Source organism: Variovorax paradoxus (genome assembly GCF_024734665.1).
In the GTDB taxonomy this organism is placed as follows: domain Bacteria; phylum Pseudomonadota; class Gammaproteobacteria; order Burkholderiales; family Burkholderiaceae_C; genus Variovorax.
Genome location: NZ_CP102931.1, coordinates 878,493 through 903,710 on the forward strand (window position 1 = coordinate 878,493; position 25,218 = coordinate 903,710).

Here is a 25,218-nt window from a genome sequence, read left to right on the forward strand (position 1 = left end):
GCCCCTCGATCCGGATGTAGTCGGTGCTGTTCATGCCTTGGCTCCTTCAGGCTTCAGGAAGCGGATGAGGTGATGGGCAAGAACCTCCGGTGCCTGCATGGCTGCCACATGGCCGATGGCCGGCAGCAGCACGGCATCTGCTCCATGGATGCGGCCGGCCATGGCCAGCGTGACCGCAGCCGGCACCACGCGGTCGAGTTCGCCGGCCAGCACCAGGGTGGGTGACACGATGTCCGCCACGCCGTTCTCCAGGGCCGTTGCCACGGTGGCCGTTCGCCGCCGGGAGCGCGCCGACTCCGGCCGGGCATTCGCGAACACGCGCCGCAGTTCGGGCCGCTGCTGCAGATAGGCCTCGGGAAAGAACCAGGTCGCCAATTCGTCGGCCGTGCCGGGCAGTCCGTTGCGCAGTTCGGCCAGGCGGCGCGCCTCCGGGCACAGCTCTTCATACGGCCGTGGCAGCGGCCAGGTGCTGGCCAGCACCAGGTGGTCGATAGCCCGCGGATACAGCAGTGCCAGGGCCTGCGCCACCCTGCCGCCGAACGACGACCCGAACACGTGCGCACGCTTGAGCCCGAGCGCCTTGATGAACTGGTGTGCGTCGCCGGCCAGGTCCGCCAGCGTCGCCGTGCGCTCGGGCCCTTCGGTGTCGCCGCAATCGCGCTGGTCGTACGAGATCACGGTGAAGTGCTTCAACAGGTGCGGCACCAGCGCGGCGAACATTCCGCGCGTTGCTTCCGCGCCGTGCATCAGCACCAGCGCAGGGCCCTGTCCTTCGCGTTCGAAGGCGACACGCACTTCGCCGGCCTGCACGAAGTCGGTCATGCCGCACCGCCTTCTTCTTGATCCAGCCAGAAGGTCATCTCGATCTTCAGCCCGCGCGGGTCGTTCAGGAACAGCTGGTGAATGTCCCAACCGGGAATCGGCGCCTCGGTGTACGGCACCCCCAGCGCACCGAGGTGCTCGCGCATTTCCTTCAGTCCGCGCGACCGGAACGAGATGTGGTCGACGTGGCCCGTCACCGGCTGCCTCGCTGCGTCAGGCGTCGCAAGGTGCGCATACAGGTGAACGATCGGCTGGCCCTCCGCATAGAGCCAGGCCCCGGGCGCGGGGATATCCGGCCGCGCCCCGACCTGCAGGCGCATCACGCGTGTGTAGAAGTCGATCAGCGGCGGCAGCTCGTCCGGCGTGCAGCGGATCGTGTAGTGGTGCAGTGCGGTGACGGGCATGGCATCAGTCCAGCAGCCTGGCGAGAACGGCGGACAGTTCGGCGGTCGGGTCCGACGGCGTCCACGGCATGCGGAATGCCACGTGCCCGTCCGGCCGCACCAGCACCGCGCCGCGCAGGCCGAGCAGCAGCCCGTCCTTCTCGTGGGCGTCGTCCAGCTGGTGTGCCTGCACCAGGCGCCCGCTCTTGCCGGAAACGGCGCGCGCCGCTTCCATCCACCCGTCTGCCTTGGGCCCTGCGACCAGCACGAACTCCCGGTCGAACCAGTCGAGCGTGGTGTGGCGCCGTGCCAGGTCCAGCCACAGGTGCGGAAAGCGCGCACCCGGCCGGTCGGTGGGTTCGTACCAGCGCGGGCGCATCACATGCCTGCCCGTGCCGTCGGGAACGACCGCGCCGTCTTCGTAGCAGAAGCCCAGCGACTGCCCGATGCTGTGGATGTGGTTGTCGCTGTCGCGAATCCAGAAGTCGATGCGGTCCTTGTTGCCCGAGCGCAGCGCCTCGTCGCACTGGGTGAAGCGCGTCGCGTTGTGCAGGCTGAAGTCGGCATTCGATTCAGCGACGGGGCGGCGCTCCTGCTCATAGCTGTCCAGCAGGCGCGGGCTGGCGCGCCCCGTGAGCACGAACGCCAGCTTCCACGCGAGGTTGTGCGCGTCCTGGATGCCGGAGTTCATGCCGTAGCCGCCGTTGGGCGGAAAGCGGTGCGCCGAGTCGCCCACCAGCAGCACGCGGCCTTTGCGGAAGCTCGCGGCCACTTGGCGGCTCATGCGCCACACCGATCTGTTGATGACCTTCACATCGAGGTTGGGTACGCCGGAGACCGTGCGGGCGAGGCGCACGACTTCTTCATCGCTGCGCTCGCCGATGCGTTCGTCCACCTCGCGGCCCACGGGCAATAGATTGAGCCAGCGGTCCTTGCCGTTCGTGTTGAGCACGGTGGTGATGGGGTAGGGCGACTCCTTCGCGTAGACACGCCAGCCCGCGCACGTTTTGGCATCGCGCACGTGGGAGAGGTCGGCCTGCCAGAACTCGTTGGCCATCACGGCGAGCGTGGCCGGCCCGCGCATCTCGATGTCGGCCTGCCGGCGCACCGAGCTGGCGGCACCGTCCGCTGCGATCAGGTATTGCGCCTGCCAGGTGAGCATCTCGCCCGTGTCCAGTTTGCGGCTGCTCACGGCGATGCCGTCGGCGCCTTCTTCGTACTGCACGAACTCATGGCCGAAGAGGAACTGCCCTAGCTTGCTCTTGCGCGCATGGTCCAGCAGTTCCACCTCGACCGTGTCCTGCGACTGGATGATCTTCCAGCACGGCGAGTGGCCCACGTTGGGCTCGGGGTTGGTGCGGCCCCACTCGTGGCCGGTCATCGATTCGCAGAACGCGAAGAAGTCCGCGCCGTCGGGCAGCGCGTGCCGCTTCATCAGCCCGTCGATGCCCCACTGCCGGAAGATCTCCATCGTGCGCGTGTACGTGCCGCGTGCCTTGGGGTGGTCGGTGGTCGTCGGGCTGCGTTCGAGCAGCACGAATTCGATGCCGAAGCGCTGCAGGAGGATGGCCATCGACAGGCCCACCGGGCCGCCTCCGACGATCACGACAGGAATTTTTGTTGGCATGGTCAGCTCTCCATCGGCGAAGTGAAGGACATATCGGTGAAGCGGTACGCGAGCCCGGGCGCGGCCGGCACCCAGCGCGCCGCGGCCAGTGCCAGGAGGCGGATGCCCAGCACTTCGTGCGGCTGCCATTCGGGGCGTGTGCCGAAGACATTGAACGTGGCGTAGCAGACGGTGCCCCGGAGCAGGGGAACGTTGATCACGCTCTGCAGGCCATACGGGCGCATCTGCTCGAAGTCGTCGAAATGCGGTGCCACGGCCTCCGCGCCCTCCGCCACAAACACCCGGCCCTGCACGAAGAGGCATTGCGTCCACGGCGTGAGCGTCTTGCGCTTGGTGCCGCCCGCTGGATAGCGCTCGGCCTCGGACGAATAGAAGCGGCGCAGCCGGATCTCGCCCGCCGGGTCGTGCGCGGTCGTCACGTTCTGCTGGATGCTGAAGATGCCGTCGCCTGCGATCAGGCTTCGCATGCGGTCCACCTGGCGCAGGGCTGCATCGGCGCTGCGCGCCTCGGCGAGCAAGTCCAGCAGCTCGTTCGTGAGGGCCGTGGGCATCGATGCGGTGGCGATGGGCATGAAGAAAGTCTAGGCGCCGTAATTCACCGAAGTGCATTAAATTCTGATGACCCGATAACCTGGGAGTTATGGCCATGCCGACCGCCCGCGACCCCGCCGCCGACCTGCAGCACACACTGCTCTCCCGTCTGAAGCTGCGGCAGTTGTCGCTGCTGCAGGCCATCGATCGCCATCGCACGCTGGGCCGAGTGGCCGCCGAAATGCGGGTGAGCCAGCCGGCCATCACCAAGGCACTGCGCGAGGCGGAAGACATCTTCGGCAGCAAGCTCTTCGAGCGCACCAGCCGTGGCCTCGTGCCCACGCCGGCCGGAGAGGCCGTGCTGCACTACGCGCAGCGCTGGCTCGCGGAGCTGGAGGCCACCACGCGCGTGCTCACCTCACTGGAGGCGGGGCGCAGCGGCCGCCTGCGGCTGGGCCTCACGCAGCAGGTGCCGCAACAGCTGCTGTCCGCGGCACTCACCCATCTGCTGGATCGCACCCCGCGCATGGCGGTGATGACGCGCGAGGGCACGACGGACGAACTCGTCGCCGGCCTCGTTGCGCGCGAGCTCGATTGCGCGATCGGCCGCTCGTACGACGGCGATGCAACGGGGCTGGTGCAGGAGGCGATCTACCAGCAGGAGCCCTGCCTGGTGGTGGCCGCGAAGAGCGTCAAGCGGCTCTCGCGTGGGCCTCTTGACTGGGCGCGACTGGCGCAGCTCGACTGGATCCTGCCGCCGCCGAACACGCCCATGCGCAGGACCTACAACGCGATCTTCGTGGGTGCCGGCGTGCAGCCGCCAGTGCCGATGCTGGAGACCACGTCGATCCGCAGCATGGAGATGGTGCTGCGGACCGAGCCGAACGCGATCGCCATCCTGGCGCGGGACGTGGTGGCCGACATGGAGCGCGCAGGGCACTGGGCGGCGCTGCCCTACAGGTTGAACTGGAACCTGCCGCCGGTGAGCTTCTTCACGCTGAAGGAGCTGGAAGGGCATCCGATGGTGCAGTCGCTGAGGGACGTGGTGGGCAAGACCGCGCGGGAGATGCAGCGCAGGACGGGGTGAGGAAAGGAAAAGGAAAGGAGAGGCCCTGCAGACATTCGGCATCGGCGAGACAATTGCCGCGCCTTTGTCCGCCCGGCGGGCGGGCGGCAACAAATCCGAACCCTTCTGCGCATGTCAATCCCGCCCGCCGCTTCGACCTCTTCCCCCACGCCTTCGTTCTCCCTGTGGCGCATCGCCGTACCGGCCTTCGCCCCTTCGCTGTTGTTCGGATTGGGCGAGGGCGCCATCCTGCCGATCGTGCCGCTGACGGCGCGTGGCCTCGGTGCTTCCGTGCCCATGGCCGCGCTGGTGATCGCGATGATCGGCATCGGCTCGCTGCTCAACAACATCCCGGCCTCGATGATCACCATGCGCTGGGGCGAGCGCTGGGCCATCGTTGCGGCGGGGGTGTGGAGCGGTCTTGGCATGCTCCTGTGCGTGCTCACCTCGCATCTCGGCCTGTTCGCCACGGGGTGCTTCATGGTGGGCATGTCGCAGGCGGTCTACAACCTCGCGCGCCAGAGCTACATGACCGAGGCGGTGCCCATCGAATACCGCGCGCGGGCGCTGTCGACGCTGGGCGGCGTCATGCGCATCGGCATGTTCGCCGGGCCTTTTCTCGCGGCCGGGGCGGTGCACGTGTTCGGCCTGTCGGCGGCCTATGTGGTCGGCATCGTGGCGGTGATGGCGGCTGCGGCCATCGGCGCGCGCATTCCCGACCTCGAGGCGCCGCCGCTCCCGGCCGGGCAGGCGGCGCCGGCTTCGACGTCCGTTGTCTCGACGCTGCGGGATCACCGCCATGTGTTCCTCACGCTCGGTCTCGGCGTAGTGCTGGTCAGCGCGGTGCGCGCTTCGCGCCAAGCCGTGATCCCGCTGTGGGCCGACCACCTGATGCTTGCTCCCTCGGTGGCTTCGCTGATCTACGGCCTGGCCGGTGGTGTCGACATGCTGGTGTTCTACCCGGCCGGCAAGGTGATGGACCGGAAGGGCAGGCGCTGGGTCGCGGTGCCGTCGATGCTGATCATGGGGCTGGCGATGCTGCTGATGCCCCTGACTTCCGGCGTTCTCACGCTGTTGATTGCTGCACTGGCGATCGGTTTCGGCAACGGTATCGGCTCGGGGATGATCATGACCCTCGGCGCCGACCACTCGCCGCGGCACGGGCGCGCGCACTTCCTCGGCATATGGCGCTTGATGTCCGACATCGGCTCCTCGTGCGGCCCGGCGTTGCTGTCTCTTCTGGCGGGTGGGCTGTCCCTCGCTGCGGGAATCGCGGTGACCGGACTGATCGCCTTCGCTGCGGCGGGCACGCTGGCGTATTGGATTCCGCGGCACGGGCGCTGAATTCCATAAATTCGGCGGTGATCAATTGCATGACCCGCCAACTCGCACTAGACCTGAGGGTCTCTAATTCCGCGTCCGCAATCAGGTCGGGGTAGGGCCGTGCCTCAGAGGATTCATTGATTCCGTGAATCTATTGCTGCCGAAAAACGGCGCACTTGACGCAGCAATTTCCGTTCAGAACTCCACAGGCAGAACTCCATCTCCAATTTCCAGACAGGAAATTCCGGAGGCGAAGCCCTGCGCGAACCGATCTCCATCCGCGGGGTGGCAAGGCTGCAGTTCTACCTGCAAGCTGTCTTTCGAATTCCTTTCGAATTAGTTGCTAATCGTCTTCTAATTCCATGGTCAGCTTGAGGTCAGTTAATTCTGGAAGCAAAGAAATTACGGATCGGTACGTGCTCCGTGAATTGGACATTCATCGCTCTTTTGACACATGAATGTCACCCGTTATTTCTACATTCCTCCTCGATCTGGCGCTTCTTGTTGAAAAAGACGATGCCCAGCTGTGCCTTGCCGGTCGGTAAAAACCATCCATAACTCACTGCCCCAGGATATACATGCTCATTCTCAATAAAAAAGCTTTGCTCACGTCATTGACGACGGTTGCGGCTTGCGTGCTCGCCGCTTGCGGGGGAGGAAACGACGGGGGCGGCGGCTTCTTCCCGATCACCACTCCGCCCGCCGGCACTCCCACCAGCACCAGCACGACCTTCAGCGGCGTGGTGACCGCCAGCGGCTACGTGCCGGGCAGCACCACGGGCAACCCGACCCTGAAGCCTGGCTACTACCAGAAGGCCACGGTCTTCGTCGATGCCAACGGCAATGGCGTGCTCGACAGCGGCGAAGTCTCGACCGTCACCGATGCCAGCGGCAAGTTCACGCTGACGACCACGCAGACCGGACCGCTGGTGGCCGATATCGGCACCGCCGCGATCAATACCGCGACCGGCGCTACCGTAGCCAGCCACCTGATCCTGCGCGCTTCGGCCGCCCAGATCGCCGACCAGGGCGCGGGCAAGATCGTCATCAGCCCGCTGTCGAGCGAAGCGCAACGCCTGGTGGAAGCCAACGGCAGCAGCTACGCGGCCGAGAAGGCCAACCTCGTCGCACGCCTCAATGGGCCGACCTTCAATCTGGGTACGGCCGCGTTCACCGATCCGCTGGCAGACGTCAACGCCCTGGCCGGCGCGACCCAGTACGCGGCGCTGTATGAAGACAACCAGCTGACCAACCGCTACACCTACGCGACGACCAAGCTCGACCGCAAGGACCTGTTCCCCGACAACCTGGCCGTCGCGGGCGGCGACCCCCGCCTCGTCGGCCTGTCGAGCGTGACGCTCACCAACAGCGATGGCAGCAAGGCCACCCCCACGGTGCCGACGCAAAAGCAGACGCCCATCACCTTCGCGCAGGCGCAGCAGGCGGCCTTCAACGTGGAAGGCGTGCCGGCATACGACAACATCTTCGTCATCGTCGAGGAAAACAAGTCGACCGACGTGATCGTCGGCAACCCGCGTGCGGCCAACATCAACTACATCCTGAACAACTACAACCAGCTGAAGACGTACTACTCGACTGGCAACCCGTCCGAGCCGAACTACACCGCGCTGGGTGGCGGCGACGACTTCGGCATCACCGACGACAACTGGTTCGGTTGCGGCGCTGTCGCTCCCTACGACATCAAGGACGTCGCATTCGCCGGTGGCACGGCTTCTGACGGCCAGACCATGCCCGCTCAGGGCAAGCTCCCGCCGGCGAACAGCCAGAGCCGCTCCCATTACTCCGCAGCCGACGCGACTTGCGGTGATAACCCGACCGGCGGCACCGTGCACAACATCCCGGGCAGCAACCTGTTCACGGCGATGTCCAAGGCGGGCCTGACCATCCGCACCTACAGCGAGTCGATGAACCCCGGCCAGGACGTGCGCGCCGACAGCATCCTCGACAATGTCGTTACCGCCACCTACGACTCGAGCAAGCTCAAGGGCGCCACCAACCTCGACGGCTCCGCCCCGGCCACCCTCGTCGGCTCCCCCAACTTCCCCGCGCAAGGTGGCCTCTACAAGGTCAAGCACGGCCCGTCGATCGCCTTCCAGGGCGCCCGCAGCCTGCCCGATTTCGTGGCCAACAACCGCACCATCTTCGGCACGCAGTACCAGGAAGCGGACTGGCTCAAGTCATCGATCTTCCCGGTTCCGAGCGGCTGGATCTACGACCAGTTCGGCAAGGACCTGGACACGGGCGATGTGGGCAACATCAACTTCATCGTTCCGGACCAGTGCGACGACATGCACGGTGTCGGCTCCGACACGAGCTGCGCGAACACCAACAACGACGGCCAGGCCGCCGGCACCGTGCGCGCCGACATCTACCTGGGCATGGTGGTCAACAAGATCCGGAGTTCGGCGCTGTGGAAGAACCCGCACAAGCGCGTTGCGATCGTCGTGATGTACGACGAAGGCGAAGGCGGCAACAACGGCTCCTGCTGCGGCTGGAACGCGGGCGGCCCAGCTTCCGGCGCCGCGCCGGTGACCGTGGACGCGAACGGCAAGGCGACGGCCACCACCCCACCGGCCAACTACGCCGGAGGCAACTTCGGTCACGGCAACTCGATCTTCGGCATCATGTCCAACCAGCAAGACTTGGGCACGGCGAAGAAGCAGGTTGCAGACAGCGATGCCTACAGCCACTTCGCGTTCCTGCGCACGCTGCAGGACATGTTCCAGATCGCTGACCCGGCTGTGGATGCGTCGTACCTGAACCGCACCAAATACACGGAAGCGTTCATCACGGCCAACATCCTTGCGCTGCCGGAATACCAAAGCAGCGCGGACACGCACTTCGACTCCGTGCGACCGATCAACCATGCCTACGTGATCCCGGCCAACTACACCCAGAAGCTGTACGCGAATGACATCGTCGGCGTGCAGGACGCCGCTACGGGCAAGCTGGAAGGTCAGATCACCCCGCAAGTCGGTCCCGACGCGAGCCAGAACAACGTCTGGGCGACCAAGTAAGCCAAAGGCCGCCCCCCAGGCGTGCGGTGTTCCAGGCGGAATCCTTTGCGGGGCCCGCCTGGAACAGCTTTTTCTGGCCTTCGAGCTCGCGCAAGGCGAACTCATCCAAGGCGACAAGGCAGCTCTTGCGAGATGCAACGGTGAATGATGAATCTGGTAATGGACAAGACAGTCCCGCTCGTCATGGCGCTCTCGGTAGCGCTATTGGCTTTGGTGGCTTGCGACGGCAAGAGCACTGCAACGACGGCAGGCAGCACCACTGGCCCGCGCAAGCCGGCCCTGAGCCTGGGGGCCCAGGTCGGGCAATTGGCCTTCTTCGACAAGAACCTGTCGAGCGGCAAGAACATGTCGTGCGCGAGCTGCCATGACCCGCAATACGCCTACGGCCCACCGAACAGCATCTCGGTGCAGCTGGGTTCCGACATCACGCAGACCGGCGCGCGCGCCGTGCCCTCCTTGCGCTACAGGGCATCGACGCCGGCCTACAGCGACGACGCGCCGAACCCTGACGGCGTGACCACCAATTCGCCCGGTGGCGGTCTCATGTGGGACGGCCGCGCGGCGACGCTGGCGATACAGGCCGGGATGCCGCTGCTCAATCCGGTCGAGATGAACAACACCTCGAAGGAAGCAGTCGTGAAGGTGGTTCAGAACAGCACCTATGCAGGCTTGTTCAAACAGGCTTTCGGTGCCGATGTGTTCAACAACACCGACAAGGCCTTCGACGCCCTCGGCACCGCTATCCAGGCGCTGGAGACGGAAGACCTGAGCTTTCACCCGTACAGCAGCAAGTACGACCTCTATGTCTTCAACAAGATCGGCGGCACGCTGACGCCGGCCGAGCGGCGCGGCGAGGTTCTGTTTCACAGCACCGGCGTCACCAATTGCTCGGGCTGCCACTACACGGGCGCCAACTTCAATGGCAGCACCGGCCTGATGACCGACTTCACCTACCAGACCCTGGGTGCGCCGCGCAACGACAGATCGATCCCGAACAATCCGGACCCGATTCCGGCCAACGACGACCCGAAATACTTCGACATGGGACTGTGCGGTCCCTTCCGCACCGACCACATGCCCGCCATGCCGGACACGGCAAACCCGTACTGCGGCATGTTCAAGGTTCCGGTGCTGCGCAACGTGGCGACGCGGGGGGCCTTCTTTCACAACGGCGTGCTCCATTCGCTGGAGCAGGTCGTCAACTTCTACAACACGCGCGACACCAACCCGGAGTACTGGTATCCCGCCAACAACGACGCCGCCGGTGCGCCGCAGGCCAACCCGGGCTGGGCGCTGCAACCCACCCATGTGCCGGGCGCAGCGGTCAACAAGTACAACGACCTGCCGGCCTCGCAGCAGGGCAGCATCGACGAGGAAGTTCCGATGGGGACCGGCGAGGGCGGCGACAAGACGCTCGCCAGCGGCACGCAGCCACGCGCGCCCGGCTCCCCGCCGGTGATGACCCCGCAGCAGATCGCCGACCTGGTCTGCTTTCTGGGCACGTTCAGTGACGGCTACCAGCCTCCCTCCGCCGCACCGACCACGGGCAGGTGCGTGAAGTGAAGACGAACACAGCCTCAGCCCTTGCCCTGCGCATCGGCAGCGCCGTGTCCGTGCTGGCGCTGCTGGCCTCGCTGGCCTTGCTCGCCGGGTGCGACAACGAGCAGGCGCGCTTTCCGGACCGCGACAACTTCACGGCGACGGTCAACGACTATCTCGCGCAGCGCGGGCACGTGTGCCTTGCCAAATACGCCTGGCCGATCACGGTGCCGGCCGGATCGCACGAACCCGATGCGCAGCAGATGCCGGTGCTCGAGAAACTGGGCCTGGTTACCGGCAAGGATGTCGCCATCACCGTGCCGGCCCGCGAATACGCGCTGACCGATGCGGGGCGCAAGTACTACCTGCAGGTGCCCGTGGTGATACGCACCACGACGCAGACGGTCACGCACCCGGCCGACTTCTGCGCGGCCACCCTGAGCCTGGATCGCCTGATCGGCTGGGACCCGCCGCAAACACGCGATGGCCGCACCGCGACCTCGTTGCTCTTCACCTACCGCATCGCGCCCGATCCCTGGGCAACAGCGCCCGAAGTGCAGCAGGTCTTCCCGCTGTTGGCGCGCGCCATCCAGCGCGAAGGAACGATGCAGGTGCGGCTTGGCGTTCACCTCACGCGGCGCGGCTGGGTCGCGGACGAGCTGGATGCGCACTAGGTCCGCGATCGCCATGCACTGCTTGCTACCCGTAAATCAACCAGAGACCCCATGAATCTCCGCTCTATCAGCCTGAGCCGGCATACCCGGACTTCGATCAAGACCCTGACGGGCATCGCAATCGTCTGTGCGCTGGCCGCGTGCAGCGCCAGCCACGATGCCAAGGCACCCACCGCCGAGAACCTCGCGGCTGCACTGGATGACCACCTGGCCCAGCGTGGCGACATCTGCCTTTCAATGTTCGACTGGCCGATCGACCTGACCGAAGCCGAGGCCGGCTCCGGCGCACGCCACGCCATCCAGTTTCCGGTGATGGAACAACTGGGCCTGGTGCACAGCACCATCGTCTCCGTACCGAAGAGCAGCGAGAACCCGGACGGCGCGGTCAAACGATTCGAGCTGACCGACGCCGGCCGCAAGTTCTACAAGCCGCATCCGTACGCAAACCACGGCACCGAGCACGCCAACGACTTCTGCGTGGCGCATCTCAAGCGCGAGAAGATCGTCGACGTCAAGGTCGATGCATCCGACGCAAGCCATCCGCTGGCGGTGGTGAGCTACACCTACCAGATCGACACGGCGCCGTGGATGCAGAGCGCCGACGCGCAGCGCGTGTTCCCGATGATCACGCGCATCACGAATGGCGCGGGCGGGCAGCTGCAGCTTCGCCAGGGCTTCACGCTCGGCGACAAGGGCTGGGTCGCCCGGATGGAGCCGGTTTGACTCGCACCTGTGGTGACTCATGAGCACCGTCATCCGCTTCTCGCCTGATCTGGGCCGCTGGCTCACGCACAACCTCGATGCAGGCCAGGCGCCGCAGGCGCTGGTGGCCACGATGCTCAAGCAAGGCATGAACGAGCGCGCGGCGCAGGCCATCGTTGCGGCCTACGTCGATGCGCGCCAGCGTGGCGCAGCGATGCCGGCCGACGCCATCGAACTGCCGGACGAGGCTTCGTCCAGGCCCGTGGCACGACTCGCACCGGGCACGCGGATTTCGGCAGCCGACCGCGAGATCGTCGTGCACTCGCGCGGCGAAGACCCGGTCTTTGCTGCGCTCGGCAACGTCGTGGACGCCGACGAATGCAAAGGCATCATCGAAATGGCGCGCCCGCGCCTGAAGCCTTCCACGCTGGTCGATCCGATGAGCGGCCGCGATGTGGTGAGCGACAAGCGAGCCAGCTGGGGCATGTTCTTCCGCCTGGGCGAGAACGATCTGATCGCCCGTCTCGATCGGCGCCTGTCGGCGCTGATGAACCTTCCGCTGGAAAACGGCGAGGGGCTGCAGGTGCTGTACTACCCGACCGGCGCAGGCAGCGAGCCTCACTATGACTACCTGGCGCCCACCAACGTCGCCAACCGCGAATCCATCGCGCGAAGCGGCCAGCGCGTGAGCACCCTGGTGACCTATCTCAACGACGTGGCGGACGGCGGCCAGACCGTCTTCCCGCAACTTGGCCTGGCGGTTTCGCCGATTCGCGGCAATGCCTGCTACTTCGAGTACGCCGATGAAAACGGCCGCGTCGACACGCGCTCCCTGCACGCCAGCGCGACCGTGACCCGGGGCGAGAAGTGGGTCATGACCAAGTGGATGCGCGAGCGCCGCTTCGTGGCCGCCGGAGAAGTCGCGAGGCCCTTCGCGGGGCTTTGAAGATCATCTTCGTGCCCATCTGGATCTGGATTTCTGCAGGTCAGCGCAAGACCCGTTTCGAGGCACCAACGATCGTCAGCTCGACATAGCTCGATCCGTTGTGGCTGCGGTCGGAAAAGCGCACCACGTACCCGCCGAGATCGAGCTCGCGAAGCCCTTCGAGGCCTCGCACGAGGCTCTCGCGCGTCGGGGACGGGCCAGCCTGCTGCAATCCTTCGACGAGCACCTTGGCGGACACGAAGCCCTCCATGTGGTTGTAGCCGACCTCCACTGCCTTGCGGCTCGCAAGGTCGGAGAGCTCGCGCGCAAGCTTTGTGGCGTTGCCCCACGGGTAGGGCATCACCTGGGCGATGGCGACTCCCTTGCTGCGATCGCCAAGGGCCTGAATCAGTTGCTGGGAACTGACCACGGACAAGGCATAGAACTGCGCGCTGGCCCCGGACGATTGATAGGCCGCGATGAAGTCGCTCGTGACCTTGCCTGCCGTGGCCAGGATGATCACCGGCGGCCTGGAGCGCGCGAGGTCTTGCGCCGCCTCTTGCAGCCTACTGCCGTCGATCTCCAGCGGCGTTGCTGCCGCAAGTGCCACGCCGCGTTTGGCGGCCGCGCTTTTGACGGCATCGAGTCCTCCCGCGCCGAACGAGTTGTTCAGATAGGCCACGCCCACGCGATCGATGCCCAGGACGCCGAGGTGCTGCACGATCTTCTCGATCTCGTCCGCATAGCCCGCACGCACGTTGAAAACGTACTTGTCGAGGCTGCTGCGCAGGACATCGGTTCCGGTGAAGGGCGCGATCAGCGGCACCTTGTACTCCCGCAATACCGGCAGCGCGGCCAGGGTGGTCGGCGTGCCCGCGAGATTGAAGAGCGCGAAAACGCCATTCTTCTCGATCAGCTGCCGCACGTTTTCTGCCGTGCGCTTGGGGTCGTAGGCATCGTCGAGCGCGACGAGCCTGATCTGCCGCCCGTGCACACCGCCCTTGGCATTGACCTGCTCGAAGCACCACCCGGCGCCTTCCTGGAGTTCGCGCGTCAGCGGGGCGAGCGGGCCGCTCAGCTGGCACGACTGGCCGATCAGGATCTCGGTGTCTGCCTCGGCGCGTGGAGCCGGCGACGCCCATGGCGCGGCAACCAGCGCCGCCGCCCCAGCCCCCATGGCTTGCAAGGCCCGACGTCGCGTTGCCGTAGCTGCGGTCGTCACGGCGTGCAGGTGAAGCTGGCCGCAGAGTTGACGTCGCCCGTCCCGTTGTAGCGCGGATACTTCGGCGCCTCGCAGACCGGCATCGTGCGGGCCGTGGCGCCCACCCTGAAGTTGTAGGTCAGCTGATCCGGCGCCTTGCTGTTCTCTACCCAGTCGACGATGGCGCTGAGCCAGTCGACCTCGGCCAGGTTGCCGCCCGCCCCGTGGGTCGAAGCGGGAACGATGAACATGCGGGCGTTGGTGCGAGGGTCGGTCAGCCCGAACGTCTTGGCGACACCGGACATGGTGGTGAAGTTGCGAACGTGATCGTTGACCGACAGCAGCGGATCTCCTGCGTCGTGCCACGAGAGCAGCTTGCGGCCCGACGCCACGTAGGCCGCGATGGCGTTCTTGTCGTGGTCGGCGCCGATGCGTTGAAGGCCGCTGCTGAAGACGTAGTAGTCGCGGTTGATGTCGAAGCTTGCCAGGTTGGGGGCCGGCGCCGTGCCCGGGGGAGGCGCACCGAACCACAGGGGATCGTTCGTCGCCAGGAACGCGAAACCGCCGCCCAAGCCGCCATAGCTCGTGACGCCCAGCGCCGGCACGCCGGGAATGGCGGAAGCAGGAGCGAAGTTGGTCCAGTTGTACTTGCTGTACGCGGTAGCGCCGGTGGCCAGCGTCAGGTCGCCGAGCAGGCCCGCGAGCGTGGGAACCTGCGCAGCCGACAGGCACAGGGTGGGGTCGGCATTCGCGCCGGGCTGGCCGCATTGCAGCGACGCGGCGGGGAGGGTGCACGCGCCGGGGTTGGCGAGGTAGCCATCGGTCGCGCCGTCGCTGGCGTCGCAGGCTGTCACTGCGGCTGTGTAGGCGGCGGCGTACTGGGCAGGAGTGATTTCGGCTGGCGTGGCCACCTTCGCGGCCGTGTTCATCAGGCCAGTGACGGCCCCGCCCATGTCCATGGTTTCACAGCCGGCGACGATGCCATCGAACTCCTGGGGCCAGCGCTGCGCTGCGATGTAGGCGTTGCGGCCGCCGTTGGAACATCCGTTGAAGTAGCTGTGCGTCGGCGCCTTGCCGAAGAAGGCCCTGGCGACGGCCTTGCCGAAACGCACCGTGGTGCCTCCCGCGGCGTACGCGTAGTCGACGGCCGACTGCTGGCCATCGGGCGTGCCGCTTGCCCAGACGCCCGGCGCCGCCTGCGCAGGAACACTGGCCCGGTTGCCTCCGTTCGATGCCGCGTACACCGCGCCCTTCAGGGCGAGCGTGGGGTCGACCGCGGTCACGGCACCGCCCGCGTCCTTCGTCACAACAGAGGCGATGCGTCCGTCGAAGCCACCGCCGCCCTGCTGCCAGTAGCGTCCGGTCCAGTTGTCCGGCACATCGATCTCGATGTCGAGGAAGGGCGCGCGCGTGCCGAGCACTTGGCAAAAGCCCGACGAATAGATCGGCGCCTTCGCCTCGAAGCGCGCAGTGCCCGTGACGGTCACGCCCTCGATGACCTGTCCGGTGAGCGCGTTGCAGGTGGCCTTGAGTTGCTCGGCGGTGGGCCCCGCAGGCGGCGGCGGTGCAGGGGGCGCAGGAGCAGGCGCGGGCGCAGGAACGATCGGCAGAAAGCCACCGCCTCCTCCTCCCCCGCCGCCTCCGCAGGCTTGCAGGGCCAGGCCCGCAGCCAGCAGCAAGCCCTTCGGCAGCAGGGCTCGGGGGACACGTTTTTCGTCGCGCATGGTCGTCTCCAATGTTTGTTTTGTGCACCGGATATCCGGTGCCTCTCGTTGGGTCGGGTGATCGTCAAGATGCAGACCGACCGGTCGGTAATGGGTTGGGCGAGACTAACGCAGGAGCGCGAATACAGGCAAGCGGCGAAAGCTCGGGACTAACCCCTAAGATCGGCGATCGCGCTGCCGCCGCCTGGCGCAGGGCTCATCCATCCCGACCCATGACCGTTGACTCCCCCTCTTCCCGCCCGGGCGACCAGCGCAGCCTGATCGCCAGGAGCGCCGCCGAGCTGTTCGCCCGCAAGGGCTACGCAGCGACGTCGATGAACGAGATCGCCGAAGCCAGCCATCTGTCCAAGCCCGGCCTGTACCACCACTTCAAGGACAAGGCCGAGGTGCTGTTCTATATCGCGCACGGCCATGTCTCGCGCCTGGTCGACATCGTGACGGGCGTGGAGGCGCTGGACCTCGCCGCCGAGCAGCGGCTGCCCGAGCTGATCGAGGCGTTCATGCTCGAGTACGCGGAGGCGCAGAACGAGCACCGCGTGCTCACTGAAGACGTGCGCTTCCTGGACCCTGAGGCGCAAGCCCGCGTGCTCGACAAGGAGCGCACGGTGGTGCGGGTGTTTGCCGACGCCATCGCCGCGTCACGCCCGGACCTGCACGACGCGCAGCTTCACAAGCTGCTGACGATGTTCCTGTTCGGCATGCTCAACTGGATGTTCACCTGGTTCCGCCCCGAGGGGCGCTTCACCTACGAGCAGATGGTGCCGATCGCGACTCAGCTGTTCGTCAACGGCATCTCAGGGATGGACATCGAGCCACGGAAGACAACGCGCAAACAGTAGCGCGAGCAACTCGAGACCAATCTCTTCGGGATGCTGCACATGAGCCGGGCCTTCGCCGGATACGGCGTCCCGCCGTGACTCAATAGACATCGCGGCGATAGCGGCCCTGCGCGACCAGGTCGTCGAAGACCTGCTCACCCAGAGCCTCGCGCAGCGCCGAATCGACGCCCGGGGCCATGCCTTCGAGGCTGCCGCATACATAGATCACGGCACGCTCGGCAACCCATTGCCGCAGCGCATCGGCAGCTTCGCGCAACTGGTCTTGCACGTACCGGCGCTGGGCTTGGTCGCGAGAGAACACCAGGTCGATGCGCTCCAGCGCTCCGGCGGCCTGCCATTGCGCGATGTCCGTGGCGCAGAAGGAATCGTGTGCGGTGTTCCGCTCGCCGTAGACCAGCCAGTTGCGCCCGTGTCCCCGCCGCACGCGTTCGCGAAGATGCGCGCGCAGGCCTGCAAAGCCGGAACCGTTGCCGATGAAGATGCACGGCATCTCGTCGTCGACCAGCGCAAAACCGGGATTGGGCAGCAGGCGCAACTCGATGGCGGTGTCTGTCGGGGCCGAGGCGGTCAGCCAGCCTGATGCGATGCCAAGTCCGCCATCGTGGCGGACCTGGCGCACCAGCAATTGCACGCAGCCGTCCGCCGCAATCGATGCCACCGAGTAGCTGCGCGGCGCCAGCGGCACCAGTGTGTCGGCCAGCGCCTGCGCGGTTGCAGGGGGTGTTGCTGCCGCAAGCGTGCTGCGAGACAGGGCATCTTCGAGCGTGCACTCATGGCCATCGAAGCGGACGGGTGTTCGTCCGTCGATCCCGGCGTCGCGCAGGAACCGCTCGACTGCGGGGCCAGCCTGGCGCGGCAGCAGTTCGACGAGTGCGCCTGGCGCCCAGGTTGCCGAATCGGGGCGGGCCAGTTCGATCTCGAAGAGGGGCGCGCCTTGACTGCCTGCGTTGAGCAGCGTGCGACGCGCGAGGCGCCACGGCTCGAAGGGCGCCACCTTCGGCTGGTGCGTTTGCCATGTGTCGACCTGCACCGCGAACGCTTCGGCCAGCGACTGCTGCCAGCGCGCGAGGGCGCCGGCATCGCCGTTGCTCACCTCGATCATCGGGAACAGCGCCTGCGCGCCATGGCCGCGCAGATCGTGGTCGAGCGCTCTGCCGAAGCCGCAGAAGTTGGCGTAGTGCCTGTCGCCCAGAGCGAGCAACCCGTAGCGCACGTGCTGCAAGCCGGAACCGGTCTGTCGCGCGAACTGGCGTGCAAAGGCGCCCAGGCTGTCCGGCGGATCGCCGTCGCCGAAGGTGCTGGCCACCAGCAGCACCTTGCGGTAGCGCTGCAGCGCATCCACGCTCAGGCGAACCAGTGGCTGCAGCACCACTGCGACGCCAGCCGATTGCAGCACCGCCGCCGTCTGCAGCGCGATGCGCTCCGCGTGGCCGGTTTGCGTCGCGAAGGTGAGCAGCACGGGCTCGGCGCCGCGGCCGGCCGGTTGCAGGGTGGGGCTGAGGCGTGCGCGTTCGTCGCGCACTGCCCGCTTCGTGCGTCGGCGTCCGAGATAGAGCATCCATCCGGTGATCGCGAACAGCGACAGCCCCAGGCTGCTGAGCGTCATCACGATACGGCCGGGCAGGCCCCAGTAGGTTCCCATGTGCAGCGGATAGATGCTGTTGACCAGTCGGCCCGCCAACGGCTTGTCGGCATAGCGTTCATGCTGCGTGGCTTCACCGGTGACGGCATCGAGATAGAGACGGTTGCGCGCTCGCTCGTGTTCGGGGTTGGCACGCAGGTAGGTCGCTTCGATCTGCGTTGCGTTGCGCGTGGGCATGCGCAGCGTGGCCAGGCTCCAGTCGCCGTTGGTTTCCTGCAGGAAGGATTGCCACACCCGTTGCAGGTCGGGCTTGGGTGCAGCAGCCGTCTTGGCCTGTGCGCCGCCGGCCTGCATGCGTTGCGTGCGGACCATGCGACCTTCGCCTGCTGCGTTGTCGATCAGCGTTCGCACACCATCGAAGCCCCAGTAGAGGCCCGTCAGGCTGGAGGCCAGGTACGCCAGCAGTGCAATGGTGCCGACCACCGCATGCAGGTTCCAGAGGAATGCGCGACCGGTGAGTGCGAAGTCGAGCTTCAGCCAGGCCCGCCAGGCAAGCGGCCGGCGTGGCCAGCGCAGATAGAGGCCCGACAACGCCAGGATCAGCAGGCCCGTGGCCAGGGTACCGGTGACGGGCTTGCCCGTGTCGCTGGGCAGCAGCAGCCATCGGTGCAGGCTTTCGACAAACTCGAAGAAGGCGTCGCCTTTCGGCTCGGGCAGCAGCTCGGCCGTCCATGGATCGACCAGTCGCACTTCGCCCTGGCGCTGGCCTTCCGGTGGGGCGAAATTGACGCGTGCCGGCCGCCCGGGTTCGGCGAACACGGTGAGCGTGCCGATCCGGCGCTTTGGATGCGCCGCCTGCAACTGCTGCGCCAGTGCAGCGGGCAACAGCGCCACCGCACCGCTTGGGTTGGGTGCGTGGCGCAGTTCGGGATTGATCGCGTCGATGATCTCGGCGCGGAAGGAGAGCGTGGCTCCGGTCAGCCCGATCAGCACGAGCACGGACCCGGCTGTGATGCCGATGAACCAGTGGATCTGGAACCAGGCGCGCCTCAGGAGGGCCATGTCGAGAAGTGGGGTTGGAGCCGCCGTGGGGGCGGCCGGGTTGTTGTTGGTGTCAGAGATCGATCAGAGATCGATCTTCAGCGTTGCCTTGACCGAGCGCGGCGTTCCAACGGCCAGCCGCGTGCCGGCCGCCGCCCAGTAGCGCTTGTCGGCGACGTTGTCGATGTTGATCTGCCACAGGGTGCGCTTGCCGAACAGCTGCGTGACGTAGCGGGCGCCCAGGCCGAAGATGGTGTTTCCGCCGATGAACGCCTGGTTCAGGTCGTCCACCGGGCGCCGCCCCGTGTAGTAGGCCCCGCCATTGACCGACAGGCCCGGCACCGCCGCGATGTCGTACGAGAGGAAGGCGCTGGCCGTCTGCTTGGCGGTGTTCTCGGGCATCTTGCCGTTGTACTGCGCGTTGATGTCGCGGAACTCGGCGTTGAGCGATTGGGCCGAGAGCTGCCACGCGAGTGCACGGGTCAGGCGGCCCTGTGCCGAGAGTTCGAGGCCGCGGTAGCGCTGCCGTCCGTCGGCCACGAAGGTGTTGGCGCTGTTGGTGTAGGCGCCCGGGCGCTCGATGTCGAACAGGGCGCCGGACAGCAGCATGCCGCCACTGGTGAGCCAGCGCAGGCCGATTTCTTTCTGCTTGCTCACGCCGGGTGGCATGTGGGCGTTCTGGTTGGTGGTGCCGGCAGGCGCAATTTCGCCTTCCTCTACGCCTTGTGCGTATGACACGTAGCCCACCAGGTCGGGCGTGAACTTGTAGCTGAGCGCCGCGAGCGGCGTGGTCTTGCGCACGTCGAAGGCGATCAGGGGGATCGTGGCGCTCGCGCCCTGCGTGCTCTCGAAGTGCGTATGGCGCGCACCGACCACCAACTGCCATTGCGGCGAGAAGGTGATGCGGTCGAGTGCGTAGAGGCCCAGTTCCTTGCTGTCCTGTGCCCCGGTGGTGGGCCGCGTCGGGAGCGCGGTCAGCGGCAGGTAGCCGATGACGACCGGGTTGTACAGGTTCTGCGCGGTGCTCGCGCCGCCGTAGTTGCGCTGGTAGATCGGGTCCTGCGTTTTCTTGCTCTGCGCGGCGCCGATGGTGAGTTCGTGCTGCAAGCTGCCGGTCGAGAACGTGCCGAACAGCTCGGTGCGGAACAGGTCGGAGGTCTGCTTCAGGCTCTGGTCGTTGCCGGTGATGCGGCCTGCGCCGGTCCGCACGTTGTAGTTGCTGAAGCTGGCGAGTCTGCGGTCGCGCTCGGCTTCGGAGTGCCCGGCTTCCACCGTCAGCGCCCAGTTGTCGCTGAGCGAATAGTCGGCGCGCAACTGGGTGTTGGTGACTTCGGCGTCGAAGACTGCCCAGGCCGGGCCCAGCAGCTTGTTCGGGTCGGGCAGGGCGGGCAGGGTGATCACGCCGTTGACGGCCGCCGGCCTCGTGATGCCAGCCTGCTCGGTGATGCGCTTGCGGTAGTTTTCGACGTCGGCCTTGAGGGTGAGGCGGTTGTTGACGCGCCAGTCGAAAGCAGCCGACACGAACCTGCGGTTGCCGTCTATGCCGTCGATGTTGGAGCCGACCCGGCCGCCGGCCGCGTTGATTCGCACCCCGAACTGGTTCTGATCGCCGAACTGGCGCCCGATGTCGGTGGATGCCTGTAGCGAACCCTTGTCGTCGACGGCGAGGCCAACGGAGGTCACCGGTGTGCTGCCGGCGCGCTTGGTCACCAGGTTGATGATGCCGGCCGGCGTGGTGAAGCCGTAGTAGAGCGCCGAGGCCCCTTTCAGCACCTCGACACGCTCCTTGTTCTCCATGGGAATCTCGGAGACGTTGGGAATTGCGAGCGAACCGTTGAGCCGGTAGTTCGTCCGGTTTTCGACCGCGATGCCGCGGATCACGAGCTGGTCGAAGGTGTCGCCGCCGTTCTGCTGGCGCGTGACGCCGGCAGTGTTGCGCAGCACGTCGTAGATACCTGCTGCACCCTGGAGTTCGAACACGTCGCTCGTGACCGTGTTGACCGTCGCTGGAACCTCCAGGATGTTGGCGCCCCGGAATGTGCCGGCCTCCACGGTATTCGCGACGAACCCGTTGGTGGCACTGGATTGCACCGTGACTGTGCTGAGTTGCCCGGACGCATCGGAAGCGGAGTCGGGCGTCTGTGCGTGAGAGTAAGAAACGGCGCCCGCGAGCGCGAGTGGCGTTGCCAGAAAGAGCTTGTGCATGGGAGCGTGCGAGCCCGCGCCGCGTGGAAGCGCGCAGTACTCAAAGAGAATTCAGGCGAAGTTTATCTCATGCGTACGGATGAGAATCATTCTCTCTTTTGTGCGGGTGTCTTCGAGGCGGAGTTTGCTGCTAGAGCTCGCGCCACCAGCGCTGCCCCGTGTGCGGCTCGGCGAGCGACAGCTGCTCGCCCATGCCCGGTGTGGCCAGTGCGACGCCTGCCGCTTCGGCCAGCGCCTGGATGCGGTCGAAGGGCTCGTGCCAGGCGTGCATCGCCAGGTCGAAGGTGCCGTTGTGCACGGGCATCAGCCAGCGGCCCTTGAGGTCGAGATGGGCCTGCAGCGTTTCTTCGGGCTGCATGTGCACCTCGGGCCACTGTGCGTCGTAGGCGCCGGTTTCGAGCATCGTGACGTCGAAGGGGCCGAAGCGCTCGCCGATGGTCTTGAAGTCGGCGTGGTAGCCGGTGTCTCCGCTGAAGAACAGGCGCAGGTCGCCGGCCATGATCACCCACGACACCCACAGGGTGCGGTCGCTGTCGGTGAGGCTGCGTCCGGAAAAATGCTGCGCCGGCACTGCCACGAGCCGTACGCCCGCCACAGCCGTCTGCTGCCACCAGTCGAGCTGCTGCACCTTGGCCGCGTCCACGCCCCAGGCGATCAAACGGTCGCCCACACCGATGGGCGTGATGAACACATCCACCTTGGGCGCCAGCTTCATGATGGCTGCGTGGTCGAGATGGTCGTAGTGGTCGTGCGACAGGATCACGCCCTTGATCGGCGGCAGATCGTCGATGGCAATGGGCGGTGCATGAAAGCGCTTCGGCCCCATCCACTGGAACGGCGATGCGCGTTCGGAGAACACCGGGTCGGTGAGCCAGAACTCGCCGGCAAGCTTCAGGAGCAGGGTGGAATGCCCGAGACGGAACAGGCTTGCGTCGGGTGCGGAGGCCAGTGCTGCCGCGCTGAGGGGCTGCACCGGAATTGGCGCGCGCGGCACCGTGGTGTCGGGCTTCTGTGTCAGCACTCGCCAGGCAATGGCGAGCGTCTTGGCGAAACCGGGCTCCTCGCGTGGCACGACATTGCGGAACTTGCCGTCGAGCTGTCGCGGCGACGAGGCGCGAACGACGGGCTCGTTACGGCGAAGGCAGAGGGACTGGTTGGTCATGCGGAGCACTCCGATCAAGAGGGAGGATAAAAAGTACACCAGGCGGTGTAATTTTTCGGAGTGTACAGCGAATTCCGGAAAAGTAAACTCAGCGGTGTAAAATCCGCCCCATGACCCAGGCTATACGTCTTACCGACCGCAAGCGCGAGGCGATCGTCCAGGCCGCCATCGCCGAATTCCGCGCCAGTGGCTTCGAGGCTACGAGCGTCGACAAGATCGCCGCCCGCGCCGAGGTTTCGAAGCGCACGCTGTACAACCACTTTCCGAGCAAGGACGAACTCTTCGCCGAGATCCTGCGCGTGCTGTGGGAAAGCGCCGCGAGCCAGGAAGAGCTGCCCTATCGCGCCGATGCGCCGGTGCGCGAGCAGTTGCTGGCGTTGCTGATGCAGAAAATGTCCCTGCTGGCCGACGACAACTTTCTCGACCTCGCACGCGTGGCCATCGCGGCCGCCATCCATTCGCCCGAACGCGTGCAGGAGATGATGAATCGCCTGGGCCAGAAAGAAGGCGGGGTGCTCGGCTGGATTCGCGCCGCTCAGAAGGACGGCCGCCTGAAGGCAGGCGACGCTTCACTGGCCGCGCAGCAACTGGAGAGCCTGGTCAAGGGCGTGGCCTTCTGGCCGCAGGTCGCGCTGGGCCAGCCCAAGCTGGCGCCGCGTGCGCAGCGGCAGATCGCCAATGCGGCGGTAGACCTGTTCCTCAGCCACTACGAGGCATAAGCCGAGACTCGTGCTGCTGCACGAGAGTACGGCCGTCCGCGCCCGCAAGGTGCCGACGGCCGTAATTTCGTGCGTCACTTTCATCCCCTCCAACGCGGCTTTCGTCAACCCTCACGAGCGGAAAATAGCTTAGCTACTAAATACTTGACACTTAAACTATTGAGCCATAAATTTACGGCACCACGAGAGTTCGTGTGCGGCTTTCGGTGGCATCGCCCGTAACGCACTTGTTCAATCAGCAGCGCGCTGACGCGCGCATTCAGGAGTTGCAAATGTCCATGCTCAAGATCGCAAAGCTCTTCACCGCCGCTTTCGGCGCCGCAGTCATCGCAACGGGTGCGGCCAGCGCTGCCGCCGCCACGACGGCAAAGCCCGGCATCGTCCTGGTGCACGGTGGTTTCGTCGACGGCTCCGGCTGGGAAGGCGTCTACAAGATCCTCACGAAGGACGGGTACGACGTCACCATCGTCCAGAACCCGACCATCTCGCTGGCTGACGATGTCGCTGTCACGAAGCGTGCAATCGCCGCGCAGAAGGGGCCGGTCGTTCTCGTCGGCCACTCGTATGGCGGTGTCGTCGTCACCGAGGCAGGCAACGACGAAAAAGTGGCGAGCCTCGTCTATATCGCTGCGTTCGCTCCCGACAAGGGCGAGTCGGTCGACTCGCTGATCAAGAACCCGCCGCCCGGCGCGCCGGTGCCCCCGATCCTTGCGCCGGTCGACGGCTTCCTGATGCTCGACAAGACGAAGTTCGCTGCCTCTTTCGCAGCGGACGTGAAGGGCGAAACGGCCGCCTTCATGGCGAATTCGCAGGTGCCGTGGGGTGTTGCCGCCCTCGCCGGAGCGGTCAGCGAACCGGCATGGAAGTCGAAGCCGAGCTGGTACCTCGTGGCCAAGGACGACAAGATGATCCCGCCGCCTGCGCAGCGCAACATGTCCAAGCGCGCGGGTGCCACCGTGACGGAAGTCCCCGGCAGCCACGCCGTCTACGTTTCGAATCCCAAGGCCGTAGCTGCGTTGATCAAGCAAGCCGCGAACAAGGTGTCTGTCGCCGCTGCCAAGTAATGGATCCGGGTGCTGCCTGGTGCGACGCACCGGGCAGCGCCGTCAGTCAACGCTTGTGCTCGCGCGCCAACTCCTTCAGCGCAAGAAAGCCATCTTCCAGTGCAAGATCGAATTCGGGAAAGTTCTTCGGAGAGCGCGCCACCTGCACATCGATGATGTCCGTCTCCTTGCGCTCCATGAGCGTCCAGGAAAACGCGTGAGGTTCAACCTCGTCGATGATGACCCGCAGCTGGCTTGCCGGGACCATGGTGCGTTCCAAGGTGCGGCCTCCGGTGGTGTTTCAGTGTGCTGCCAGGACTTGCGCCTGATAGGACACATCCAGCAGCTTTCCTTTTCTCGCGTAGTAGCGGTCGATCCGCCACTCCTTCAGGATTTCCATCGCAAGACTGAAGGTGCCGAGGCTCAGCGTGTAGAGGCTGGCAAGAGGAAAGTCGCCCTCGGATTCCAGGGCCAGCACGAGTCGGGCCAGAGTCAGGGACTCCTCGCCGTTCGGGTCGGCCGTGATGATCTGGCGTGCTTCTTTGATCGCGTTCATCGGGGTCCTTTGTGGGGTCTCTCGAGCGCTGTCGCAGCGGCGAACCGCCGCCTGGGCCTACCGGCAGCCCCTTGGGCAATCTGTCTTGCCTTCAGGCCCGGCAGCAGGGCGTTCCGGTTGGAGCGGCGCAGTCTAGCACCGGCTTTTCGTCAAGGGGCACGTGCTTTCGCATGTTTCAAAGCGATGCGTCGTTCCTTTGCATACCGCGCTCTCCGGATTTTTATATTCTTTTTACAGCCCGCTCCCAAGATTTATCCCTGTTTTTACGCGCGCCTGCAGAGACTCACTGACTTGTTTCGTTTGCAGGAGTGATGAATGGACATCGTGTGGATTGCCGCCATTGCGGTCATGTGGGTCGTAGTGGCCGAACTGGTAGTCGGGCTGCACAAGCTCGATACGCCCAAGGGAGAACGGCCATGATCGGACTTGAAGTCCTTTACGGGTTCGCCGGGCTTATCGCCGTGATCCTGTTCGCCTACCTCGTCTTTGCGCTCATCTGCGCCGAGGAGTTCTGAT

At 65.9% G+C, this 25,218-nt stretch carries 22 protein-coding genes; 11 read left to right on the top strand and 11 right to left on the bottom strand.

Annotation, left to right across the window (positions count from 1 at the left end):
• Positions 1-30 precede the first annotated feature (30 nt).
• Genes NWF24_RS04165 through NWF24_RS04180 form a run of 4 tightly spaced genes read right to left on the bottom strand, consistent with a single transcriptional unit; the run spans position 31 to position 3,404 of the window.
• Positions 31-822 carry an alpha/beta fold hydrolase gene (locus NWF24_RS04165; RefSeq protein ID WP_258353106.1) on the bottom strand — a complete coding sequence of 264 codons (792 nt, stop codon included), beginning with the start codon at positions 820-822 and terminating at the stop codon, positions 31-33.
• Positions 819-1,226 carry a VOC family protein gene (locus NWF24_RS04170; protein ID WP_258353107.1) on the bottom strand — a complete coding sequence of 136 codons (408 nt, stop codon included), beginning with the start codon at positions 1,224-1,226 and terminating at the stop codon, positions 819-821. Before NWF24_RS04170 ends, NWF24_RS04165 begins: the two co-directional genes overlap by 4 nt.
• Before the next feature lie 4 nt (positions 1,227-1,230).
• Positions 1,231-2,832, bottom strand: a complete 1,602-nt coding sequence (locus NWF24_RS04175) for an FAD-dependent monooxygenase (RefSeq protein WP_258353108.1) — start codon at positions 2,830-2,832, stop codon at positions 1,231-1,233.
• A 2-nt stretch (positions 2,833-2,834) separates the two neighbouring features.
• On the bottom strand, positions 2,835-3,404 hold the full coding sequence (locus tag NWF24_RS04180) for a GAF domain-containing protein (RefSeq protein ID WP_258353109.1): 570 nt from the start codon (positions 3,402-3,404) through the stop codon (positions 2,835-2,837).
• Between the two features lie 74 nt (positions 3,405-3,478).
• On the opposite strand from NWF24_RS04180, the gene NWF24_RS04185 reads away from it, so the two are divergent.
• From NWF24_RS04185 to NWF24_RS04215, 7 genes are all read left to right on the top strand, one after another.
• Complete coding sequence (locus NWF24_RS04185) at positions 3,479-4,450, top strand: LysR family transcriptional regulator (protein ID WP_258353110.1); 972 nt, start codon at positions 3,479-3,481, stop codon at positions 4,448-4,450.
• 111 nt (positions 4,451-4,561) lie between these two features.
• Positions 4,562-5,773, top strand: a complete 1,212-nt coding sequence (locus NWF24_RS04190; protein WP_258353111.1) for an MFS transporter — start codon at positions 4,562-4,564, stop codon at positions 5,771-5,773.
• Positions 5,774-6,330: 557 nt separating this feature from the next.
• Positions 6,331-8,790 (top strand): alkaline phosphatase family protein, encoded by a 2,460-nt coding sequence (locus NWF24_RS04195; protein WP_258353112.1) that lies wholly within the window; start codon positions 6,331-6,333, stop codon positions 8,788-8,790.
• A 159-nt stretch (positions 8,791-8,949) separates the two neighbouring features.
• Positions 8,950-10,353, top strand: coding sequence for a cytochrome-c peroxidase (locus NWF24_RS04200; RefSeq protein WP_258353113.1), 1,404 nt, complete (start codon positions 8,950-8,952; stop codon positions 10,351-10,353).
• Positions 10,350-11,003, top strand: a complete 654-nt coding sequence (locus NWF24_RS04205) for a hypothetical protein (protein ID WP_258353114.1) — start codon at positions 10,350-10,352, stop codon at positions 11,001-11,003. Before NWF24_RS04200 ends, NWF24_RS04205 begins: the two co-directional genes overlap by 4 nt.
• Before the next feature lie 51 nt (positions 11,004-11,054).
• Positions 11,055-11,726, top strand: a complete 672-nt coding sequence (locus NWF24_RS04210; protein WP_258353115.1) for a hypothetical protein — start codon at positions 11,055-11,057, stop codon at positions 11,724-11,726.
• A 19-nt stretch (positions 11,727-11,745) separates the two neighbouring features.
• Positions 11,746-12,651: a 2OG-Fe(II) oxygenase gene (locus NWF24_RS04215; RefSeq protein ID WP_258353116.1), complete on the top strand. Its 906-nt coding sequence runs from the start codon at positions 11,746-11,748 to the stop codon at positions 12,649-12,651.
• A 40-nt stretch (positions 12,652-12,691) separates the two neighbouring features.
• Here the strand turns inward: NWF24_RS04215 and NWF24_RS04220 are convergent, their stop codons facing one another.
• On the bottom strand, positions 12,692-13,852 hold the full coding sequence (locus NWF24_RS04220) for an ABC transporter substrate-binding protein (RefSeq protein ID WP_258353117.1): 1,161 nt from the start codon (positions 13,850-13,852) through the stop codon (positions 12,692-12,694).
• Positions 13,849-15,555 carry a tannase/feruloyl esterase family alpha/beta hydrolase gene (locus NWF24_RS04225; protein WP_258353118.1) on the bottom strand — a complete coding sequence of 569 codons (1,707 nt, stop codon included), beginning with the start codon at positions 15,553-15,555 and terminating at the stop codon, positions 13,849-13,851. Before NWF24_RS04225 ends, NWF24_RS04220 begins: the two co-directional genes overlap by 4 nt.
• Positions 15,556-15,767: 212 nt before the next feature.
• Here NWF24_RS04225 and NWF24_RS04230 point away from each other — a divergent pair, with 212 nt between their 5' ends.
• Positions 15,768-16,394, top strand: coding sequence for a TetR/AcrR family transcriptional regulator (locus NWF24_RS04230; protein ID WP_258353119.1), 627 nt, complete (start codon positions 15,768-15,770; stop codon positions 16,392-16,394).
• Between the two features lie 79 nt (positions 16,395-16,473).
• Here the strand turns inward: NWF24_RS04230 and NWF24_RS04235 are convergent, their stop codons facing one another.
• The 3 genes from NWF24_RS04235 to NWF24_RS04245 all read right to left on the bottom strand — a co-directional run bounded on the left by NWF24_RS04235 (position 16,474) and on the right by NWF24_RS04245 (position 22,384).
• Complete coding sequence (locus tag NWF24_RS04235) at positions 16,474-19,038, bottom strand: sulfite reductase flavoprotein subunit alpha (RefSeq protein WP_258353120.1); 2,565 nt, start codon at positions 19,036-19,038, stop codon at positions 16,474-16,476.
• A 63-nt stretch (positions 19,039-19,101) separates the two neighbouring features.
• Entirely contained in the window at positions 19,102-21,222 is a 2,121-nt protein-coding gene (locus NWF24_RS04240) for a TonB-dependent siderophore receptor (RefSeq protein ID WP_258353121.1), read from the bottom strand.
• 130 nt (positions 21,223-21,352) lie between these two features.
• The gene (locus NWF24_RS04245) at positions 21,353-22,384 is read right to left on the bottom strand and encodes an MBL fold metallo-hydrolase (protein ID WP_258353122.1); all 1,032 of its coding nucleotides are present in this window, start codon (positions 22,382-22,384) and stop codon (positions 21,353-21,355) included.
• 110 nt (positions 22,385-22,494) lie between these two features.
• Between NWF24_RS04245 and NWF24_RS04250 the strand changes: the two genes are divergently transcribed.
• Complete coding sequence (locus tag NWF24_RS04250) at positions 22,495-23,103, top strand: TetR/AcrR family transcriptional regulator (protein ID WP_093059556.1); 609 nt, start codon at positions 22,495-22,497, stop codon at positions 23,101-23,103.
• A gap of 272 nt (positions 23,104-23,375) precedes the next feature.
• Positions 23,376-24,167: an alpha/beta fold hydrolase gene (locus NWF24_RS04255; RefSeq protein WP_258353123.1), complete on the top strand. Its 792-nt coding sequence runs from the start codon at positions 23,376-23,378 to the stop codon at positions 24,165-24,167.
• A gap of 46 nt (positions 24,168-24,213) precedes the next feature.
• Here NWF24_RS04255 and NWF24_RS04260 read toward each other — a convergent pair whose 3' ends face one another.
• Both NWF24_RS04260 and NWF24_RS04265 read right to left on the bottom strand, forming a co-directional pair.
• The gene (locus tag NWF24_RS04260; protein ID WP_093081869.1) at positions 24,214-24,426 is read right to left on the bottom strand and encodes a hypothetical protein; all 213 of its coding nucleotides are present in this window, start codon (positions 24,424-24,426) and stop codon (positions 24,214-24,216) included.
• Between the two features lie 21 nt (positions 24,427-24,447).
• Positions 24,448-24,702 carry a hypothetical protein gene (locus NWF24_RS04265; protein ID WP_258353124.1) on the bottom strand — a complete coding sequence of 85 codons (255 nt, stop codon included), beginning with the start codon at positions 24,700-24,702 and terminating at the stop codon, positions 24,448-24,450.
• Between the two features lie 416 nt (positions 24,703-25,118).
• Between NWF24_RS04265 and kdpF the strand changes: the two genes are divergently transcribed.
• On the top strand, positions 25,119-25,217 hold the full coding sequence (kdpF, locus tag NWF24_RS04270) for a K(+)-transporting ATPase subunit F (protein ID WP_093059552.1): 99 nt from the start codon (positions 25,119-25,121) through the stop codon (positions 25,215-25,217).
• Position 25,218: the final 1 nt, after the last annotated feature.

Coding starts and splice junctions, on each gene's coding strand:
- NWF24_RS04265 (WP_258353124.1), bottom strand. CDS start 24,702: ATGAACGCGATCAAAGAAGCACGCCAGATCATCACGGCCGACCCGAAC.
- NWF24_RS04165 (WP_258353106.1), bottom strand. CDS start 822: ATGACCGACTTCGTGCAGGCCGGCGAAGTGCGTGTCGCCTTCGAACGC.
- NWF24_RS04175 (WP_258353108.1), bottom strand. CDS start 2,832: ATGCCAACAAAAATTCCTGTCGTGATCGTCGGAGGCGGCCCGGTGGGC.
- NWF24_RS04215 (WP_258353116.1), top strand. CDS start 11,746: ATGAGCACCGTCATCCGCTTCTCGCCTGATCTGGGCCGCTGGCTCACG.
- NWF24_RS04195 (WP_258353112.1), top strand. CDS start 6,331: ATGCTCATTCTCAATAAAAAAGCTTTGCTCACGTCATTGACGACGGTT.
- NWF24_RS04255 (WP_258353123.1), top strand. CDS start 23,376: ATGTCCATGCTCAAGATCGCAAAGCTCTTCACCGCCGCTTTCGGCGCC.
- NWF24_RS04225 (WP_258353118.1), bottom strand. CDS start 15,555: ATGCGCGACGAAAAACGTGTCCCCCGAGCCCTGCTGCCGAAGGGCTTG.
- NWF24_RS04240 (WP_258353121.1), bottom strand. CDS start 21,222: ATGCACAAGCTCTTTCTGGCAACGCCACTCGCGCTCGCGGGCGCCGTT.
- kdpF (WP_093059552.1), top strand. CDS start 25,119: ATGATCGGACTTGAAGTCCTTTACGGGTTCGCCGGGCTTATCGCCGTG.
- NWF24_RS04230 (WP_258353119.1), top strand. CDS start 15,768: ATGACCGTTGACTCCCCCTCTTCCCGCCCGGGCGACCAGCGCAGCCTG.
- NWF24_RS04235 (WP_258353120.1), bottom strand. CDS start 19,038: ATGGCCCTCCTGAGGCGCGCCTGGTTCCAGATCCACTGGTTCATCGGC.
- NWF24_RS04180 (WP_258353109.1), bottom strand. CDS start 3,404: ATGCCCATCGCCACCGCATCGATGCCCACGGCCCTCACGAACGAGCTG.
- NWF24_RS04245 (WP_258353122.1), bottom strand. CDS start 22,384: ATGACCAACCAGTCCCTCTGCCTTCGCCGTAACGAGCCCGTCGTTCGC.
- NWF24_RS04190 (WP_258353111.1), top strand. CDS start 4,562: ATGTCAATCCCGCCCGCCGCTTCGACCTCTTCCCCCACGCCTTCGTTC.
- NWF24_RS04170 (WP_258353107.1), bottom strand. CDS start 1,226: ATGCCCGTCACCGCACTGCACCACTACACGATCCGCTGCACGCCGGAC.
- NWF24_RS04250 (WP_093059556.1), top strand. CDS start 22,495: ATGACCCAGGCTATACGTCTTACCGACCGCAAGCGCGAGGCGATCGTC.
- NWF24_RS04185 (WP_258353110.1), top strand. CDS start 3,479: ATGCCGACCGCCCGCGACCCCGCCGCCGACCTGCAGCACACACTGCTC.
- NWF24_RS04210 (WP_258353115.1), top strand. CDS start 11,055: ATGAATCTCCGCTCTATCAGCCTGAGCCGGCATACCCGGACTTCGATC.
- NWF24_RS04200 (WP_258353113.1), top strand. CDS start 8,950: ATGGACAAGACAGTCCCGCTCGTCATGGCGCTCTCGGTAGCGCTATTG.